We start from the raw sequence: 16,070 nt of genomic DNA, 5'->3' as shown, positions 1-16,070 counted from the left end.
TCCTCAGGCAAGCGCGATGCGGGCAGCTTCAAGGCTCGACGCGCCGGCGACGATACGGTCAGTGAGAGCGGCGGTCTCGGCCAGAAGATTTTCGGCAGTAAAGCGGCAAAGCGCGATGCGCTTTCCGGCCTCGCCATCCGCCGCATCGACCAACCCGCCCTTGGCCAGATAAGCTCCGGTCAGCACGAGACCGAAGAGCCGTTGATAGGGCGTCGCACCCGCCAGCGCCTCGGCGACGGCGCCTTCGGCCTGTCGCGAGAGCAGCCATTCGCTTGCCTTTTCGAGATCGGCGATGGCCGATTCCAGCCGCGGCGCCGTTTCCCCGAAGCCGTCGAGATTGGATCTGGCGACGGCATCGGCGATTCCGCGCAATTCGCCGAGGAAGGCGCGCACTTGATCGCCGTTCGCAATGGTCAGCTTGCGGGTCACGAGGTCGATCGCCTGGATGCCGTTGGTGCCTTCATAGATCGGCGCGATGCGGGCATCCCGCAGCAGGCGTGCCGCTCCCGTCTCTTCGATGAAGCCCATGCCGCCATGGACCTGGATACCAAGCGAGGCGACATCGACGCCGGCATCGGTGGAGAAGGATTTTGCAATCGGCGTCAACAGCGCGGCGCGCTCCTGCCAGTAGCGTGCCTTTTCGGGATCGCGATGCGACATATCGATCGCCTCGGCGCAGGCATAGCAGATGGCGCGCGAACCCTGCGTCAGCGCCTTCATGGTCAGCAGCATGCGGGCGACATCGGGATGTTCGATGATCGGGCTCATGCCCGTCGCCGTCGTGCCCGGCGCGCGGCCCTGCGTGCGCTCGCTGGCATAGGCGATGGCTTTCTGGGTGGCGGCTTCCGCAATCGCCACGCCCTGAATGCCGACGGCGAGGCGCGCATTGTTCATCATCGTGAACATGCAGGCGAGCCCCTTGTTCTCTTCGCCGATAAGCCAGGCGACAGCTCCTTTTTCGGCGCCATATTTGCCATCGCCATAGATTATCGTGCAGGTCGGCGAGCCGTGGATGCCGAGCTTGTGCTCCAGAGAATGGGCGAAATAATCGTTACGGACGCCAAGCGATCCGTCATCGTTTACGAGGAATTTCGGCACGAGGAAAAGCGATATGCCGCGCGTGCCCGCGGGCGCGTCCGGAAGCCGGGCGAGCACGAAATGGACGATGTTTTCCGCCGCCTCGTGATCGCCCCAGGTGATGAAGATCTTCTGGCCGAAGAGACGATAGGTGCCGTCGTCACGGCGCTCTGCACGCGTGCGCAGCGCCCCGACATCGGAACCGGCATGCGGCTCGGTCAGGTTCATGGTGCCGGCCCACTCGCCTGATACGAGCTTCGGCAGGTATGTCTTTTTCAGGTCTTCGCCGCCGTGGGCGATGAGTGCCTCGACCGCCCCCATGGTCAGCGTCGGGGCCAGACCAAACGCCATCGAAGCGGAATTCCACATTTCCAGCGTCGCGATATTCAGCATATGTGGCAGGCCCTGTCCGCCGAACTCCTCCGGCGCGGTCAACCCGTTCCAGCCGCCGGCGATCCAGTCGCGATAGAGCTTTTCCCATCCGTCCGGAAGAACCACCTTGCCGTCGACCAGCTTCGCGCCCTGCCTGTCGCCGATTTCGGCAAGCGGCTCCATCTCGTCGCCGGCGAAACGTCCAGCCTCCGCCAGGATGGCATCGAGGACGTCGGCGCTGAGATCGCCGAGGATGCCCTCTTCCATCGCCCGCTCCATGCCGGCGACATGCTTCAGCGTGAATGCGATTTCCTCGACAGGCGCCTTGTACATGATGCTTTCCTCCGCATTTGTGGTCCGATGGCCCGCCTCACCCAGGCCATCGTCGACGTGTGGTTATAGCTAGTTGATTTTTACGTAAACGTCAATTTTACAAAGGCGATGCGATGCTCATTTCCACTTGATTGCGAACTCGAACGACACATTCGCCCTGCACGCGCTGCGCGGCTGAGACATCTGCGCCCGCGCATGCGATTATTCCAACAACGGGCAGACTTGCATAAACAATCGTCATGAACGAAGACTAAGGCAACTGTTCCGACAATCCGAATGATCTGGCCATGAACACGATCACGTCTGCCATCACGATACCCGGCTTTGTCTGGGCCTATCGTCTCCATCCCGGCGCAGACAAGCCGGAGCGGTTGCCCGACGATACCGATCGCGCCACGCTCTTTGGCGGAGACGGTTTCCTCTGGCTGCATCTCAATCTCGTGGATGCCCGCGTCCCAACCTTCCTTGCGGACGTACCTGGGTTGAACGAAGCGGCACGCACAGCGCTGACCACGCACGAGACGCATGCGATGCTTACCGTCGACGAACAGATGCTCTTCGGCACGCTGGTCGACTTCCAGCATGAGTTCGGTCAGGACACTCGTGACATCGGCTGGCTGCATTTTGCGCTGACCGACCGCATGCTCATCACCAGCCGGCTGCAGCCGCTTCGCAGTCTGGACCGGGGACGGATGCTGATCGAAAAGAATGCGGCGCGATTTTCCCGTCCGCTGGATATTTTCGAGCTGCTGGTCGTCGAATTCCAGCGCTCCATGATCTCGGTCGTCATCGAGATGAGCGAAGAGCTGAATTCTATCGAGGACTTCCTTCACGGGAACACGTCGCGCGACGAGCGCACGCGGCTTCCGCCGATCCGACGGACGATCGTACGGCTGCATCGCCATCTGCGCACAGTCCTGTCGCTGATGCGCCACGCCGCCGCCTCGGACGACGAGGAAATGCCGCTCGGCTTCGAGGATGTCGCGGGGCGCCTGACGAGCCGGCTCGAAGCGGTCGAGCATGATATCTATGCGCTCCAGGAGCGCGCCCGGTTACTGCATGAAGAAATCGACTCGAAGCTCGCCTCCGAGATCAATCGCCATCTCTATATCCTGTCGATCATGACGGCGTTCTTGTTGCCGCCGACGCTGGTGACCGGCTTCTTCGGCATGAACACATCGAACCTGCCGCTCTCCGGCGGGACAGGCGGTACGCAATATGCGATCGGCTTCATCGTCGCGTCCATGCTGCTGGCATGGTGGTTGCTCAAACGGATCAACATTCTCTGACATCTGACTATGCATGAAAAGCCGCCCGGCATGTGCCGGGCGGCTCGCATCGATGAACCTCTAAGCGTCGCTCAATAATAGGGTGAGTAGCACTGACGGCGCGGGCCCTGATTGGGCTGGAAGGTGTTGTCGTAAGCGCGATAGGAGCGATAGCGATCCGAGCACCATTCGACGTGACGCGGGTTGATGCCGCCGGCTGGAGGCGGAGCGGCGTAATAGCGCGGTTGGCTGGCAATCGCGCCGCCGATGATCGCACCGGCGCCGAAGGCGGCCAGCGGGAACCAATAGCCGTCATGGTAACGATAGCCATGGCGATAGCCCGAGTAACCGCGATAGCCGCCATACCAACCCCGGCGATAGTAACCACCGTGATAGTGGCGCCATTGAACCTGCTCGATATTGGCGGGCGCGGTCTTTTCGGCGGGCGCAACCGGTGCGGCAGGCATCTGCAATGCGAAGGACGGCGTGAAGCTCGTCAGGGTAACAGCGGCCGAAATAGCGATGGTCGCAATTCTCGCACGGAAACCAAGCATTCTTATCTCCATTCCCTGGTTTGTCTTGTGCTCAGGCGTTTGGCGTTCGATATCGGGATGCTTCCCGAGCAGGGTTGAAATGCCTGCTTCGTCGCATGTCCGAACAGACGGCGAGAAACGCGGCAACACGTTATTCTGTTCCTCAAATCCCTACCAATTTAAGGAGTTATGCGAGGGCTCCACGATGAATTTATAGTGATTTCATCCTTAACCCAAGATTAACCAGCAATCCTTACTATTATTTCATGAAAGGATCCCGGCAGACTTACGCCTTGATTTGCAGCTTTCTGATGGTCCTGGCCCTCATGGGGCCGGCTACGAAGCTTTCGGCCGCTGAAAGTCGACCCTGGACGGATCCGAGAAACGCCCTCATCATCGACGCCTATGAACTGAACACCATCGACTGGAATGCGTTTCTGCAGGACAAGCGGATCGCCGGCTTCATCTCCAAGGCCTCCGACGGTCTGCCCGAAAGTTTCAGTTGTACAGGCGACCATGCCGGCGACACGGTCGCACACTGCAAGACGATGTGGCGCAAATACGCCGTCAGTCGCGAGCTGTATCAGACGCGCCGCATGCTGGCGAAGATGAACGGCCTTTTGTGGGGCGCCTACCATCTGGGGCGGCCCGGCAATCCCATCGACCAGGCCAATCACTTTCTCGACTATGCCGATCCGCAGCCGGACGAGCTGATGGTGCTCGATATCGACGGCATGGACTCCACGCAATTCATGTCGCTGGAGGATGCCCAGGTCTTCGTCGCCCATATCAAGGTCAGAACCGGCCGCTACCCCATCCTCTATACCAACCACAACATCGCCCGCTACATCGCCGATCATCGCGACATCTATCCACTGCTGTCGCGGCTGCCGCTGTGGTACGCGCGCTACAAGCCGGACGTGACCGGCACCTTCCCGCTCGGCAATTGGGACAGCTATGCCATCTGGCAGTTCGCTTCATCGGACAATTGTTCCGAAAAGAGCTGCCCCTACCGCGTTCCGGGCACATTGACCGATATCGACGTCAATATCGTACCAATGACCAAGATACAGCTCGCCAAGATCTGGCCGCAAGGCGAGCTGCTGCCTGCCAAACCGTTGCCTGCGCCCGACTTGATGATCGCACAGGCACCGACCTGCAACGGACCACGGCAGACGCTTATCTCGCTGGTGGTCGATCCCATCGTCACGGCCTCGACCCGTCGGTCTGAGCCGGTGGAGATCAATGAGCTGAATTATCAGGATTTCTAGAGCGACAACGGAATAGCGTTACCGCTCTATCATATTGTGTTCGCGCAACTCCGGACAGAAAACCGCTGCGCGCTTTTCCTGGAGCTGCTCTAGGCTTCGACCTGGACATCCGTCTTCGGCCGCGAACAGCAGGCGAGGATATAGCCCTCCTCGATCTCGTCATCGAGGATGCCGCCATTGTGGTTCATCTCGACCTCGCCCGAAAGCTTCATGACGCGGCATGTACCGCAGAGGCCGGATTCGCAGGCCGCACCGATGCGTACGCCTGCGCCGCGCGCGGCCTGAAGCACGGTCTGCCCCGCCGCGCAGACGACGTCCTTGCCGGCCATGGTGAAGCGGATCGTGGTTGCAGCTTCAGTCGACGCATCATCGGTAACCTCGGCAAGCGGCGTTGCCGCATTCGCCGGCTGGAAGCTTTCCTGATGGTAGCGGGACATGTTGAAGCCATGCGCTTCCAGCATGGAGCGGACCGCATCCATGAAGACTTCCGGACCGCAGCAGAAGATCGTGCGATCCATGAAATCCGGCGCGAGCAAGCCGATCTTGGCCTTGTCGATGCGACCCTTCAGCCCCGACCAGAGCTCGGTGCGGCCGCAGCCCTCGACGATCAGGCCGAGATTGAGGTTCGGCATGAAGCGGGCGAGATATTCCAGCTCCGAACGGAAGATGATGTCGGCCGGGCTGCGCGAGCAATTGACGAAGGTGATGTCCGACAACGGCGCCGTGTCGGCCATGTAGCGGGTCATGGCCATCATCGGGGTCACGCCGGACCCGGCTGATACGAAGAGATATTTCTCGCCGGGGTGGCGGATATGGCTGAAATCGCCGAGAGGACCGAAAGCCTTGATGCGCATGCCGGGCTTGAGGTTCTCGAACATCCAGCGCGTGCCGATGCTGTCCTTCTGCGCCTTGACGGTCACGGCGACCGAAAAGGGCCGCGACGGTGTCGACGACAGCGTATAGGTGCGCATGACCGGCTCGGGCGCCGTCGGCAGCTCCAGCGTCACAAACTGGCCCGGCAGGTAACGGAACCAGTTGTCCTTGTCGGACCCGAATGTGAAGGTCATCACATCGGGCGCTTCCGGCGTGACCGAGAGGCATTCGAGCAGATGCTGCCTGTCGCTCCAGGGCTGCATCTGGTCGAGGTGTCGATGACGGAGGGAGACGGTCATGTTCATGTTCAGGCAACCGCCGACAGCTTGGCCTGATCGCCCTGCAGCCGGTTGATCATGAAATTCGAGTACCACTCGACGAACTGCATGACGCCGCCTTCATGGATTTCCGAATAGGGACCGGGCTCGTAAGCAGGCGAGCGGATGCCGAAGGCATTTTCCTCGACGATGCGGCGGTCCTGATCGTTGGTCTCAGTCCAGACGTGGGTCAGCTCTTCGAGATCATAGTCCACGCCTTCGACCGCATCCTTGTGCACCAGCCATTTGGTGGTGACGGCGGTTTCCTCGGCGTTGAGCGGCAGGACGCGGAAGGAAATCGCGTGATCGCCGAGCATGTGGTTCCAGGTCGTCGGGTAATGGAACAGCAGCATCGTACCGATGTTGTTGATCGTCACATCCGGCGAGAGCGGCCGCTTGACGGCATTCTGGCCGGACATGGTGTAGCTTTCGGCCCCTTCGATCAGCGGCATGCGTGCGGTGCGGAACTGTCCGTCCGGCGAGATCTTGAATTCGCTCGGCAGGCCGGCAGCTTCACAGCGCTTCCAATGAGCTGTGATCACGGGATCGCTCATTGCCCCCTGCACGCCGCTCACCGTCGGCGCTTCCGAAAAAGTGCGGCAGAGTTCGGGGTGGTTGGCAGCGCAGTGGTAGCACTCGCGATTGTTTTCCCAGACGAGCTTCCAGTTGCCCTTCTCGATGATGGTGCTTTGGAAGGCGACCTTGGCCTCGCTGAGACGATGAGGGACTATGTAGGGCTCGATCGTGGCACGAACCGGCGCGAAGTCCGGCGCATTCTGCGCAAGGCAGATGAAGATATAGCCGCCGACGCTTTCGCAGTGAACGGATTTCAGCGAGTACTGGCTCTTGTCGAAATCCTCGGCCATCTGGCGGGCGAAGAGCAGCGAGCCGTCCAGCTCGTAGGTCCACTGGTGATAGGGGCAGACGAGCTTTGCCGACGAGCCGCGCTCGGTCGTGCAGACCCGCGAGCCGCGATGACGACAGCTATTGTGGAAGGCACGGATGACCTGATCGCGACCGCGAACGATGACGACGGGATAATCGCCGATCTGGACGGTGAAATAATTGCCCGCGCGAGGCACTTCGCAATCATGGCCGATGAACAGCCAATCCCGATAATAGATCATCTCCATATCGAGCTTGAAGTAATCCGGGTCGGTATAGAAGGGCTGCTCCAGGCTGAAACCCTCACGGCGATTCTTCAATTGCCGCAGAACATTGCTGCTGATATCCATTTGCCTATCCTTGCGCAGTACCAAGAAACGGGCGAAGGACATGCACGGCCGGTGGGAACGGCCTAAAGCAATGTCCCGACCGCCCGCCGCGGTCAGTAAACCATATGTGCCCAAGGCTGGTTTCCGGGCTCTGGAGCGGCCCTGTCGCCAGGACCCCATGGCACCTTCCCAGGTCGACCCGACCCAGTGGCTTTATCCGCCATGCCTTACTCCACCACCGTTGCGGGGGCAGCGCCGGATTTTGACCGGCTTCCCAATTCTCCGCCTCCCTAGCAGACGGCACCTTGAGATTGATGACATCATAGCTCTCGGCCCCTTCAGCCGCTGCGCTACAATGCGACATCGGCTTCGAAATTGGCGACAGACGAAACGAGACGCCCGGACGGTTGCGCATAGCGGCAATAAAGGAAGACAATTCAATCTCTTATGCATCGCCGTGGGATGCAGGAATAGTGATCCTCCCACCTCTCGCGAGCGACGCTTTATTCTGAATGCGACAGGTCCGCCGATGGCAGGTGATCAAAGGCGCGGGTGCGCCTGCGAAAGCGCCTGCAGCGCCGCCACCGCACGGCCGGCATCAACGGCCGGAACGAAGATATGATCGTGATAGTAGGCGGCGACGACATTGGCGCTGATGCCCTCATGTCCCAAGGCCGTGGCAAAGGCTGCGGTCAGGCCGACCGCCTCCAGCGAGGAATGGATATCGAGCGTGATCATCCGCATGGCGGGGGCCGTCGGAAGCCCTGCCTGCCGCGCTGCTTCCAGAGGAAGGATCAACGTCACTCCCTCCCTTTCCCGAAAGAGCCCGATCGGCTCCAGGTGAATATGATCGGCGAGCGCCGAAGCCGGCACGCTGCAATAGACGAACTCGCCCTCGGCAAGATTCGGCTTCATGCCCGCCAGCAGCAGCTTGAGATCGGTAATGCCGGGCATGATTCTGATCCTTTTCAACGATCCGCCAGCAGGAGCGCGCGCTTCAGCCCGGCTCAAGCTAGACGATCTATCATTCGGCATCCAGACCTCGATGGCGAGCCGGCATGGCAAAACTCAGATATTTCGATGCCAAGAAACCCGCCAACCCGGAGCCGGTGCCGCCGGCGGCGGGGTATACGGAATTTCTCCGCACCGGCCGCATCAATCGCGACAAGACGCATTGGCTCGCCGAGGAGCGACGTTACCTCACGTTCGAGGAAGTGGCCGAACGCACGGCGAGCAAGCTGCGGAACGCCGGCGAGACAACCCATGGCCGTCTCAACAGCTTTCACCAGTCGATCCGCTTTCCGAAACTGATCTTCCATCACACCCTGCGGGATACGCCGCATCTCGGCTATTGCCACGTCACCGCGGCGCGAACGCAATTCGCGAAATATGAGGAGGTAAGCTGGGCCTTCTACATCGCCAATTTCTTTGCCCGCCTCGGCCAGAACGACAATTTCTTCGAAGACATCAGCCTGAAATATTCGCGAATGTATTTCGCCGTCGCCGTCCATCCGGACAAGGAAGCGTCGGAAAAGAAGCTGACGATCAATCGCGACATCCGGGGCAACGGAGTGCTCTTCCACACCCACGATCCGCAGACCGCCATCCGCAACGTCCTGCTGCTCGGCGCCCGCAACGAGCAGCTTCGCGACATCATTCGCCAGCTTTGATCATTGATCCGAAAACTTGAAAAGCATAAGAACGGCCTGAACTGCAAACGGGCAGGCCATGGCACGACACATAGACATCCTTGAACATCCGCAAACGGCGATAGAGGTCGCCTCGGCAACGCTTGCCGAGGGTTTGCCGATCGGATTGCCGACGGAGACCGTCTATGGGCTTGCCGCCGATGCCACCAATCCAGCCGCCATCACCCGTATCTACGAAACCAAGGGCCGGCCGCGCTTCAATCCGCTGATCTGCCATATGAGCGATCTGGCTATGGCCGAACGCTACGCGATCTTCGATCCCATCTCCCGCAAGCTGGCGGAAGCCTTCTGGCCCGGTCCGCTGACGCTGGTGCTGCCGCTACGGCCTGAAAGCGGCATCCATCCGCTGGCGACCGCCGGTCTCGACACGGTCGGCATCCGCGTGCCGCAGGGCTTTGCCGGCGAGTTGATCCGCGCCTTCGGAAAGCCTCTGGCCGCCCCAAGCGCCAATACGTCGGGCAAGATCAGCGCCACCAGCGCCGATCATGTCGACGACGACCTCGGAGAGCGGATCACGCTGATCCTCGATGCCGGCGCTTCGGTGGTGGGCGTCGAATCGACCATCGTCAAGGTCGAGGACGGCGAGCTGCGGCTGCTGCGGCCGGGCGGATTGGCGGCGCGCGAGATCGAGCGGGTGGCAGGCAAGGCCGTGAAGCGCAAGAGAGGTGCGGCACCTGCCATCGAAGCGCCCGGCATGCTTGCTTCGCATTATGCGCCGGGCGCAGCCGTGCGGCTCGATGCGACCGATGTTTCGCCGGATGAGGCGCTCATCCGCTTCGGGACACCCGAGATTGCCGGCATCGGAAATGCCGTTGCCGTGCTGGATCTCAGCCCTAGCGGCGATCTTTCGGAAGCCGCCGCCAACCTCTTCGATTTCATGAAGCGCGCCGATGCGACGGGTGCCGTGACGATCGCCTTTTCCCACATTCCCGACGATGGCCTCGGCGAGGCCATCAACGACCGGCTGCGCCGCGCGGCCGCGCCCCGAGCATGATCCCCAAAAGTGCGAAGCGGTTTTGGGACACATGCAAAAGCGAATAACTGGAACTTGATGACAATTCGAAGAAGATCAGCAAGTTCCAGAGACTAAATCGGCCCGAACCCTATCGGCAAAGGACACACCATGAGCAGCTTCGCCCCCTCCTCCGCCCTTCTCGACCGCTTCACCGCCATCGTGGGCGAAAAGCATGCGACGCGTGACCCCGTGGAGATCGCACCGCATCTGGTGGAAAACCGCGGCCTCTACCACGGCGCATCGCCGATGCTGCTGAAGCCCGGCTCCGTGGAAGAAGTATCAGCGATCCTCAAGCTCGCCAGCGAGACCGGCACGGCCATCGTGCCGCAGACCGGCAATACCGGCCTTGTCGGCGGCCAGACGCCGCGCGAGGGCGGCTCCGACATCATCCTGTCGCTCGAGCGCATGAATCGCATCCGCGATATCGATCCGGTCGGCAATACGATGATCGTCGATGGCGGCTGCATCCTGGCGGATGTGCATAAGGCAGCGGCCGAACATGGCCGCATGTTTCCGCTGTCGCTCGGCTCGGAAGGTTCCTGCCGCATCGCCGGCAACCTCTCCACCAATGCCGGCGGCACGGCCGTTCTCGCCTATGGCAATATGCGCCAACTCTGCCTCGGCCTCGAAGTTGTGTTGCCCACTGGCGAGATCTGGAACGGGCTGCGCCGCCTGAAGAAGGACAATACCGGCTACGATCTGCGCGATCTCTTCATCGGCGCCGAAGGCACGCTCGGTGTCATCAGCGGCGCAGTGCTGAAGCTCTTCCCGCAGCCGCTCGGCCATCAGGTCGCCTTTGCCGGCCTGCAAACGGTGGATGAGGCGCTGACCCTGTTCAAGAACGCTTCGAGCCTCTGCGGCACGGCGCTGACCGGTTTCGAACTGATGCCGCGCATCGGCATCGAATTCACCGCCCGGCACATCCCCGGCGTCCGCGATCCGCTGGAGACAGCGTATCCCTGGTACGTGCTGATCGATATCTCCACCTCGGACTCAGCCGAAACCGCAGAGCGGATGATGACGACGCTGCTGGAACAAGGCTACGAGGCCGGCCTGATCCAGGATGCAACGATCGCCAGCTCCGAAGCACAGCAGAAGGCCATCTGGCACATGAGGGAAAGCATGTCGGATGCACAGAAGCCGGAAGGCGGCTCGATCAAGCATGACGTTTCCGTGCCGGTGGCGCAGGTTCCGCAATTCATGGCCGAGGCGGAAAAGGCGGTTATCGCGGCCCTGCCCGGCGCTCGCATCTGCGCCTTCGGCCATATGGGCGACGGCAATATTCACTACAACATCTCGCAGCCCGTGGGCGCCGATAAGGAAGAATTCATCGGCCGCTGGCACGAGATGAACAAGATCGTGCACGGGCTGGTGCTGCAGCATGGCGGCTCTATCTCCGCCGAGCATGGTATCGGCCAGCTGAAACGCGACGAACTGGCTTCGATCCGCTCGGATATTGAGATGGACCTGATGCGCCGGATCAAGATGGCGTTCGACCCGGCTGGGATCATGAATCCGGGGAAGGTCCTCAGGCCCTGAGATTTTAGACTGTCACAACGACCCGCTCGGAAGCGAAACAGCCGATTTGGCACGAAATGACCGTGCCGTCGGCATCGACGTCTTCGCCGGCATAGGCAAGAACCGGTTTCAGACGCGATTGCTGTAGAAGGCGCGCCTCGGCCTCGGTCGGCATACGCGCCGTGATGTCGGTGGAGCGGCGCCAATAGTCCGTCACACCGTAATCCTTCAGCGCCGCTGTAAACGAGCCCGTTGCGGCGAACTTTTCCGTCAGGCCGGGAAAGCGCATCGCGGAGCAACTTCGCATGACAACCGAGACGGGAAGCTCGTCGGCATACGCAACCACGCGCATTTCCAGCACCATTTCGCCCGGCTGCAGATTGAGCCTCGTCGCGATATTGGCATTGGCTGGAATTTCGCTGGTCGAAAGAACTTTGCGGGTGAGGTTTGCCTCCGTCGTGGTCAGATCCTTGCTGAACCTCACCTTGTCACTCAGTTTGAAGCGGACGGGCATATCGGCGCGGACATAAGCGCCGCTTCCGCGCGCCACGCGCAACAGCCCCTCCCCCTCCAACTCGGCGATCGCGCGCCGCATCGTCACCCGCGAAACACCGAATTGTTCCGACAAAGCGCGCTCGCTCGGCAGGCGGCTACCCGGAGCGTGCCTGCCTCTGTCGATGGCGGCTCGCAGCTCGGTCGCCACGGCTGCCCAACCACCAACGGTTTTTACGCCGTCACCCTGCCGATTTTTCTCATCCATCACAATTCCGTCGCCTTGAAATTGGTATACACCAATTTATAGAGATCTGGATCGTTTATGAAAGGGTTCGGCATGAGCGGCAAGCGCATATATGTAACCTCAGTCAGCAGCAGCAATGTGCACGGGTTCAGCAAGCAGAACCGGACTCACATCCAGCTGCTGACGGGCCTCGGCGTGGAAGGCGACGCGCATATGGGGGTCACGGTGAAGCATCGCTCGCGCGTCGCAGTCGATCCGACGCAGCCCAATCTGCGCCAGGTGCATCTCATCCACGAAGAGCTGTTCGACGAACTTACCGAAAAGGGATTTTCCGTCGCTCCGGGCGACATGGGCGAGAACATTGCGACGAGAGGCATCGACCTGCTTTCGCTGCCGCAGGGAACGCGTCTGCATATAGGCGAAGAAGCGATTGTCGAGGTGACGGGTCTGCGAAACCCCTGCAAGCAGATAGACGATTTCCAGAGGGGCCTGCTGCATGCCGTGCTCGATTGCGATGCCGAGGGCGGCCTGGTCCGCAAGGCGGGCATCATGGGCATCGTATCGCAGGGTGGCCGGGTGCAGTGTGACGATACCATCCGGGTCGAGCTGCCGCCCTTGCCACACATCAAGCTCGAGCGCGTCTGACAAAACAAAAGCGGCCTTCCATTCGAAAGGCCGCTTCCCAGTTAAGTTTGGATTACACCTGGCTGGGTGCCTTCCGGATCAATCGAAATCTTCCTGGCTCGCATTATTCGCCGGCACTCCCTGCGCCCCGCCATTGCGGTTGCCCGAGATGATCTCGCGCTTGCCCACATGGTTGGCGGGACCGACGAGGCCGTCCTTCTCCATGCGTTCGACGAGCGAGGCCGCGCGGTTATAGCCGATGCCGAGGCGCCGCTGGATGTAGGAGGTCGAGCACTTCTTGTCGCGCATGACGACTTTGATCGCCTGTTCGTAGAGGTCGTCGCCGTCTTCGGAGGCGATGGCGCCCTTGTCGAAAACCGCGGTATCCTCTTCGTCGTCTTCCTCGTCCTCGTCGGCGGTGACCGTGTCGAGATATTCCGGGCGGCCCTGCAGCTTCAGATGTGCCACGACCTTCTCGACTTCCTCGTCCGAGACGAAGGGGCCGTGGACGCGGGAGATGCGGCCGCCGCCGGCCATGTGCAGCATATCGCCCTGGCCGAGCAGCTGTTCGGCACCCTGCTCGCCGAGGATGGTGCGACTGTCGATCTTCGACGTCACCTGGAAAGAGATACGCGTCGGGAAGTTTGCCTTGATCGTGCCGGTGATGACGTCGACCGACGGACGCTGCGTCGCCATGATCAGGTGGATGCCGGCGGCACGCGCCATCTGCGCCAGACGCTGGATCGCGCCTTCGATTTCCTTGCCGGCGACCATCATCAGGTCGGCCATTTCGTCGACGATGACGACGATATAGGGCATCGGCGTCAGGTCCATCTCCTGGCTTTCCTCGATCGGGGCGCCCGTGCCCTTGTCGAAGCCGGTCTGGACCATGACGTGGATCGTCTCGCCCTTTTCCTTGGCGGTGGCGACGCGGCTGTTGTAGCCGTCGATATTGCGCACGCCGAGACGCGACATCTTCCTGTAGCGATCCTCCATCTCGCGCACCGCCCATTTCAGCGCCATCACGGCCTTCTTGGGATCGGTGACGACCGGGGTCAGCAGGTGCGGGATGCCGTCGTAAACCGACAGTTCCAGCATCTTCGGATCGACCATGATCAGGCGGCACTGTTCCGGCGACATGCGATAGAGCAGCGACAGGATCATCGTATTGATGGCGACGGATTTGCCCGAGCCGGTGGTGCCGGCGACGAGCAGATGCGGCATCTTCGCCAGTTCAGCGATGACGGGTTCGCCGCCGATCGTCTTGCCGAGGCCGAGCGCCAGCTTGTAGCCGCTCTTTTCGAAATCCGGGGATTCGATCATCTCGCGGAAATAGACGGTCTCGCGGGTAACGTTCGGCAGTTCGATGCCGATGACGTTGCGGCCGGGGACCACAGCGACGCGGGCTGATAATGCGGACATTGAGCGGGCGATGTCATCGGCAAGATTGATGACGCGCGAGGATTTGACGCCGGGTGCCGGCTCGAATTCGTAGAGCGTGACGACGGGGCCGGGGCGAACGTGGATGATCTCGCCCTTGACGCCAAAGTCTTCCAGCACGCTTTCCAGCAGGCCGGCATTCTGCTCCAGCGTTTCCTGGGTCATGATCACGCCGGAACGGACGGCCGGCTCCTGCAGCAGCTCGCGCGGGGGAAACTCATATTCTCCCTCGCCGCTCTGGGCGATCGGGCGCCACTCGGGCGGCGTCAGCGATGCCGGTCGACGTGGCGTAATCCGCGACGGCGGCGCATCGATCAGCCGCTGGGCAGCGGCTTCGACGGCGGGAACGGTCGGTGTTGCCTTGGCAATCGGTCCGGCAGGTGCAGGTGCTGCGACCTTGGCCGGCATAGCCACGACCATTACCGGGGCCGGACGAGATTCGGCAACCGGAGCGGCCTCAGCGCCGTAGACGGCCGTTACGAAAGCGGGCGGTACAAATACCTCCGGCTGGGCTACGACTTGCGGCTCGACAACGGCAGGTGCGGCAATCTCTGATGCCTCTTCTACGACCGGCGCCAGAACGGCAGCTTCCCAAGCCGCGAGTTCGTCCATGGCCGGCGTGCTGACTGTTGCCGTCGAGAGGCTGGGAACGGCTTCGGCCAACACAGCAGCTTCAACGGCAGAAGCCGCTTCGACAGTCCGCTGAATCTCTGCAACCGCAGCCGGTCGGCGGCATTCCACGATGCGGAACTTCGCGACGATCGATTCGGCTTCAACCTTAAGCTCGGAAATCATCACCGGCTTGGTCGGCGCGCCCCTGATGGCGGACACGAATTCGCCGTCGAAGGGCATCGCGTCCCAGAAAGCGAAATCGGAGAGATGAGCGAGCCGCGACTCGACCACAGGCGCGGCAACGGATTCGGAAACATTCAACGATACTGGGGAAGCGTCCAGCGCGGTCGCCGGAGCCTTCGAAAATGCGGTAGCGATAACGGTCATCTCCAATGCGTCCGGCTCGGTTGCCGGAGATTTCTGAATTACTGATGGCATGTAGCTCTCCACCGCAAAAGGCATGTCCTCAAGCAGCGGCAGATGGAACTCGGCGGGCTGCGCCGGCTGTGGCGCAGCGAGGGTGGCCGGTGCCTCGATGACGGGCGGTTCCATGACCCGCATCGCGGCATGAGTGGAGACCGGCGGCGTGATTTCGGCCGGCGGCTCGGCGGGCGGGCGACGGCTGATGATCTCGTTTTCCCGCGTGCGGGTGAAACGAACGTTCGGACCCATCAGAAAAGCGTTCTGCCAGCCGGGCGAGGCAAGATCCTCCGCCGAAATTCCATGCGGCAGGACGGTCATCACCGGATCCTTCTCCGCGGGCTTCGCCTGCAAAGCCTCGACGACCGGTTTCGGTACGGCGGCCGTCCGCTGCCTTGCCTCTTCGGCACGCCGCAATTCCTCGGCGCGGCGATGCTCCTCGGCCTTGCGCTTGGCTTCGCGGGCGTTGCGAATCTTCTCTTCCAGGAATGCACGGCGGGCAGCAATCTGCTCGATCCGACGCGCCTCCTCGGCGGCCTGTTCCGGGTCGAGTTCGCCCTCCGGCTGGACGCCTTGTGACGCATTCGAAAGTGTCGTTCGGGAAAGACGCATGAGACCTGCAACCCAGTCATTGATATTGCCGATGGCTTCTCAAATCGAATAGGGCAAGGATGGTTAATAAGTTCCTTCTGACCGCTGCTGAAAGCACGTATTCCTGCTGTCTGTGCCGCCCGA

13 protein-coding genes and 1 riboswitch are annotated in these 16,070 nt (G+C 61.4%); of the genes, 6 read left to right on the top strand and 7 right to left on the bottom strand.

Annotated elements, in window-relative coordinates:
• Window positions 1–3: 3 nt before the first annotated feature.
• Window positions 4–1,782: an acyl-CoA dehydrogenase gene (locus tag FHT28_RS18820; protein WP_047560715.1), complete on the bottom strand. Its 1,779-nt coding sequence runs from the start codon at window positions 1,780–1,782 to the stop codon at window positions 4–6.
• Window positions 1,783–2,069: 287 nt separating this feature from the next.
• On the opposite strand from FHT28_RS18820, the gene FHT28_RS18815 reads away from it, so the two are divergent.
• Complete coding sequence (locus FHT28_RS18815) at window positions 2,070–3,071, top strand: transporter (protein ID WP_047560718.1); 1,002 nt, start codon at window positions 2,070–2,072, stop codon at window positions 3,069–3,071.
• 71 nt (window positions 3,072–3,142) lie between these two features.
• On the opposite strand, the gene FHT28_RS18810 is transcribed toward FHT28_RS18815, so the two are convergent.
• On the bottom strand, window positions 3,143–3,604 hold the full coding sequence (locus FHT28_RS18810) for a BA14K family protein (RefSeq protein WP_037198556.1): 462 nt from the start codon (window positions 3,602–3,604) through the stop codon (window positions 3,143–3,145).
• 290 nt (window positions 3,605–3,894) lie between these two features.
• Between FHT28_RS18810 and FHT28_RS18805 the strand changes: the two genes are divergently transcribed.
• A complete protein-coding gene (locus FHT28_RS18805; protein WP_246704896.1) occupies window positions 3,895–4,854 on the top strand; it encodes a GH25 family lysozyme in 960 nt (319 codons plus the stop codon).
• An 89-nt stretch (window positions 4,855–4,943) separates the two neighbouring features.
• On the opposite strand, the gene FHT28_RS18800 is transcribed toward FHT28_RS18805, so the two are convergent.
• The 3 genes from FHT28_RS18800 to FHT28_RS18790 all read right to left on the bottom strand — a co-directional run bounded on the left by FHT28_RS18800 (window position 4,944) and on the right by FHT28_RS18790 (window position 8,212).
• Window positions 4,944–6,032, bottom strand: coding sequence for a hybrid-cluster NAD(P)-dependent oxidoreductase (locus tag FHT28_RS18800; RefSeq protein ID WP_168597030.1), 1,089 nt, complete (start codon window positions 6,030–6,032; stop codon window positions 4,944–4,946).
• A 2-nt stretch (window positions 6,033–6,034) separates the two neighbouring features.
• Window positions 6,035–7,279, bottom strand: a complete 1,245-nt coding sequence (locus tag FHT28_RS18795; protein WP_168597029.1) for an aromatic ring-hydroxylating dioxygenase subunit alpha — start codon at window positions 7,277–7,279, stop codon at window positions 6,035–6,037.
• A gap of 96 nt (window positions 7,280–7,375) precedes the next feature.
• Window positions 7,376–7,581: riboswitch (cobalamin riboswitch) on the bottom strand.
• A 217-nt stretch (window positions 7,582–7,798) separates the two neighbouring features.
• Window positions 7,799–8,212: an ACT domain-containing protein gene (locus FHT28_RS18790; RefSeq protein ID WP_168597028.1), complete on the bottom strand. Its 414-nt coding sequence runs from the start codon at window positions 8,210–8,212 to the stop codon at window positions 7,799–7,801.
• 104 nt (window positions 8,213–8,316) lie between these two features.
• On the opposite strand from FHT28_RS18790, the gene FHT28_RS18785 reads away from it, so the two are divergent.
• From FHT28_RS18785 to FHT28_RS18775, 3 genes are all read left to right on the top strand, one after another.
• Entirely contained in the window at window positions 8,317–8,928 is a 612-nt protein-coding gene (locus tag FHT28_RS18785) for a DUF6656 family protein (protein WP_037198549.1), read from the top strand.
• Window positions 8,929–8,986: 58 nt separating this feature from the next.
• A complete protein-coding gene (locus tag FHT28_RS18780; protein ID WP_168597027.1) occupies window positions 8,987–9,961 on the top strand; it encodes an L-threonylcarbamoyladenylate synthase in 975 nt (324 codons plus the stop codon).
• Window positions 9,962–10,090: 129 nt separating this feature from the next.
• On the top strand, window positions 10,091–11,521 hold the full coding sequence (locus FHT28_RS18775) for an FAD-binding oxidoreductase (protein WP_168597026.1): 1,431 nt from the start codon (window positions 10,091–10,093) through the stop codon (window positions 11,519–11,521).
• Between the two features lie 4 nt (window positions 11,522–11,525).
• On the opposite strand, the gene phnF is transcribed toward FHT28_RS18775, so the two are convergent.
• The gene (phnF, locus tag FHT28_RS18770) at window positions 11,526–12,260 is read right to left on the bottom strand and encodes a phosphonate metabolism transcriptional regulator PhnF (protein ID WP_168597025.1); all 735 of its coding nucleotides are present in this window, start codon (window positions 12,258–12,260) and stop codon (window positions 11,526–11,528) included.
• 72 nt (window positions 12,261–12,332) lie between these two features.
• Between phnF and FHT28_RS18765 the strand changes: the two genes are divergently transcribed.
• A complete protein-coding gene (locus FHT28_RS18765) occupies window positions 12,333–12,884 on the top strand; it encodes an MOSC domain-containing protein (RefSeq protein WP_168597123.1) in 552 nt (183 codons plus the stop codon).
• A 78-nt stretch (window positions 12,885–12,962) separates the two neighbouring features.
• Here FHT28_RS18765 and FHT28_RS18760 read toward each other — a convergent pair whose 3' ends face one another.
• The gene (locus tag FHT28_RS18760; RefSeq protein WP_168597024.1) at window positions 12,963–15,947 is read right to left on the bottom strand and encodes a DNA translocase FtsK; all 2,985 of its coding nucleotides are present in this window, start codon (window positions 15,945–15,947) and stop codon (window positions 12,963–12,965) included.
• Between the last annotated feature and the right edge of the window lie 123 nt (window positions 15,948–16,070).

Origin of the sequence: Rhizobium sp. SG570, assembly GCF_012275345.1 — a bacterium.
In the GTDB taxonomy this organism is placed as follows: Bacteria; Pseudomonadota; Alphaproteobacteria; order Rhizobiales; family Rhizobiaceae; genus Rhizobium; species Rhizobium lusitanum.
The sequence above is the reverse complement of the archived record's forward strand: the minus strand, read 5'-3'. Positions and strand labels throughout refer to the sequence as shown.

Bases quoted from the DNA above. Each gene is read 5' to 3' on its own strand.
- phnF (WP_168597025.1), bottom strand. From the start codon at position 12,260: ATGGATGAGAAAAATCGGCAGGGTGACGGCGTAAAAACCGTTGGTGGT.
- FHT28_RS18780 (WP_168597027.1), top strand. From the start codon at position 8,987: ATGGCACGACACATAGACATCCTTGAACATCCGCAAACGGCGATAGAG.
- FHT28_RS18800 (WP_168597030.1), bottom strand. From the start codon at position 6,032: ATGAACATGACCGTCTCCCTCCGTCATCGACACCTCGACCAGATGCAG.
- FHT28_RS18815 (WP_047560718.1), top strand. From the start codon at position 2,070: ATGAACACGATCACGTCTGCCATCACGATACCCGGCTTTGTCTGGGCC.
- FHT28_RS18810 (WP_037198556.1), bottom strand. From the start codon at position 3,604: ATGCTTGGTTTCCGTGCGAGAATTGCGACCATCGCTATTTCGGCCGCT.
- FHT28_RS18820 (WP_047560715.1), bottom strand. From the start codon at position 1,782: ATGTACAAGGCGCCTGTCGAGGAAATCGCATTCACGCTGAAGCATGTC.
- FHT28_RS18805 (WP_246704896.1), top strand. From the start codon at position 3,895: ATGGTCCTGGCCCTCATGGGGCCGGCTACGAAGCTTTCGGCCGCTGAA.
- FHT28_RS18795 (WP_168597029.1), bottom strand. From the start codon at position 7,279: ATGGATATCAGCAGCAATGTTCTGCGGCAATTGAAGAATCGCCGTGAG.
- FHT28_RS18760 (WP_168597024.1), bottom strand. From the start codon at position 15,947: ATGCGTCTTTCCCGAACGACACTTTCGAATGCGTCACAAGGCGTCCAG.
- FHT28_RS18790 (WP_168597028.1), bottom strand. From the start codon at position 8,212: ATGCCCGGCATTACCGATCTCAAGCTGCTGCTGGCGGGCATGAAGCCG.
- FHT28_RS18765 (WP_168597123.1), top strand. From the start codon at position 12,333: ATGAGCGGCAAGCGCATATATGTAACCTCAGTCAGCAGCAGCAATGTG.
- FHT28_RS18785 (WP_037198549.1), top strand. From the start codon at position 8,317: ATGGCAAAACTCAGATATTTCGATGCCAAGAAACCCGCCAACCCGGAG.
- FHT28_RS18775 (WP_168597026.1), top strand. From the start codon at position 10,091: ATGAGCAGCTTCGCCCCCTCCTCCGCCCTTCTCGACCGCTTCACCGCC.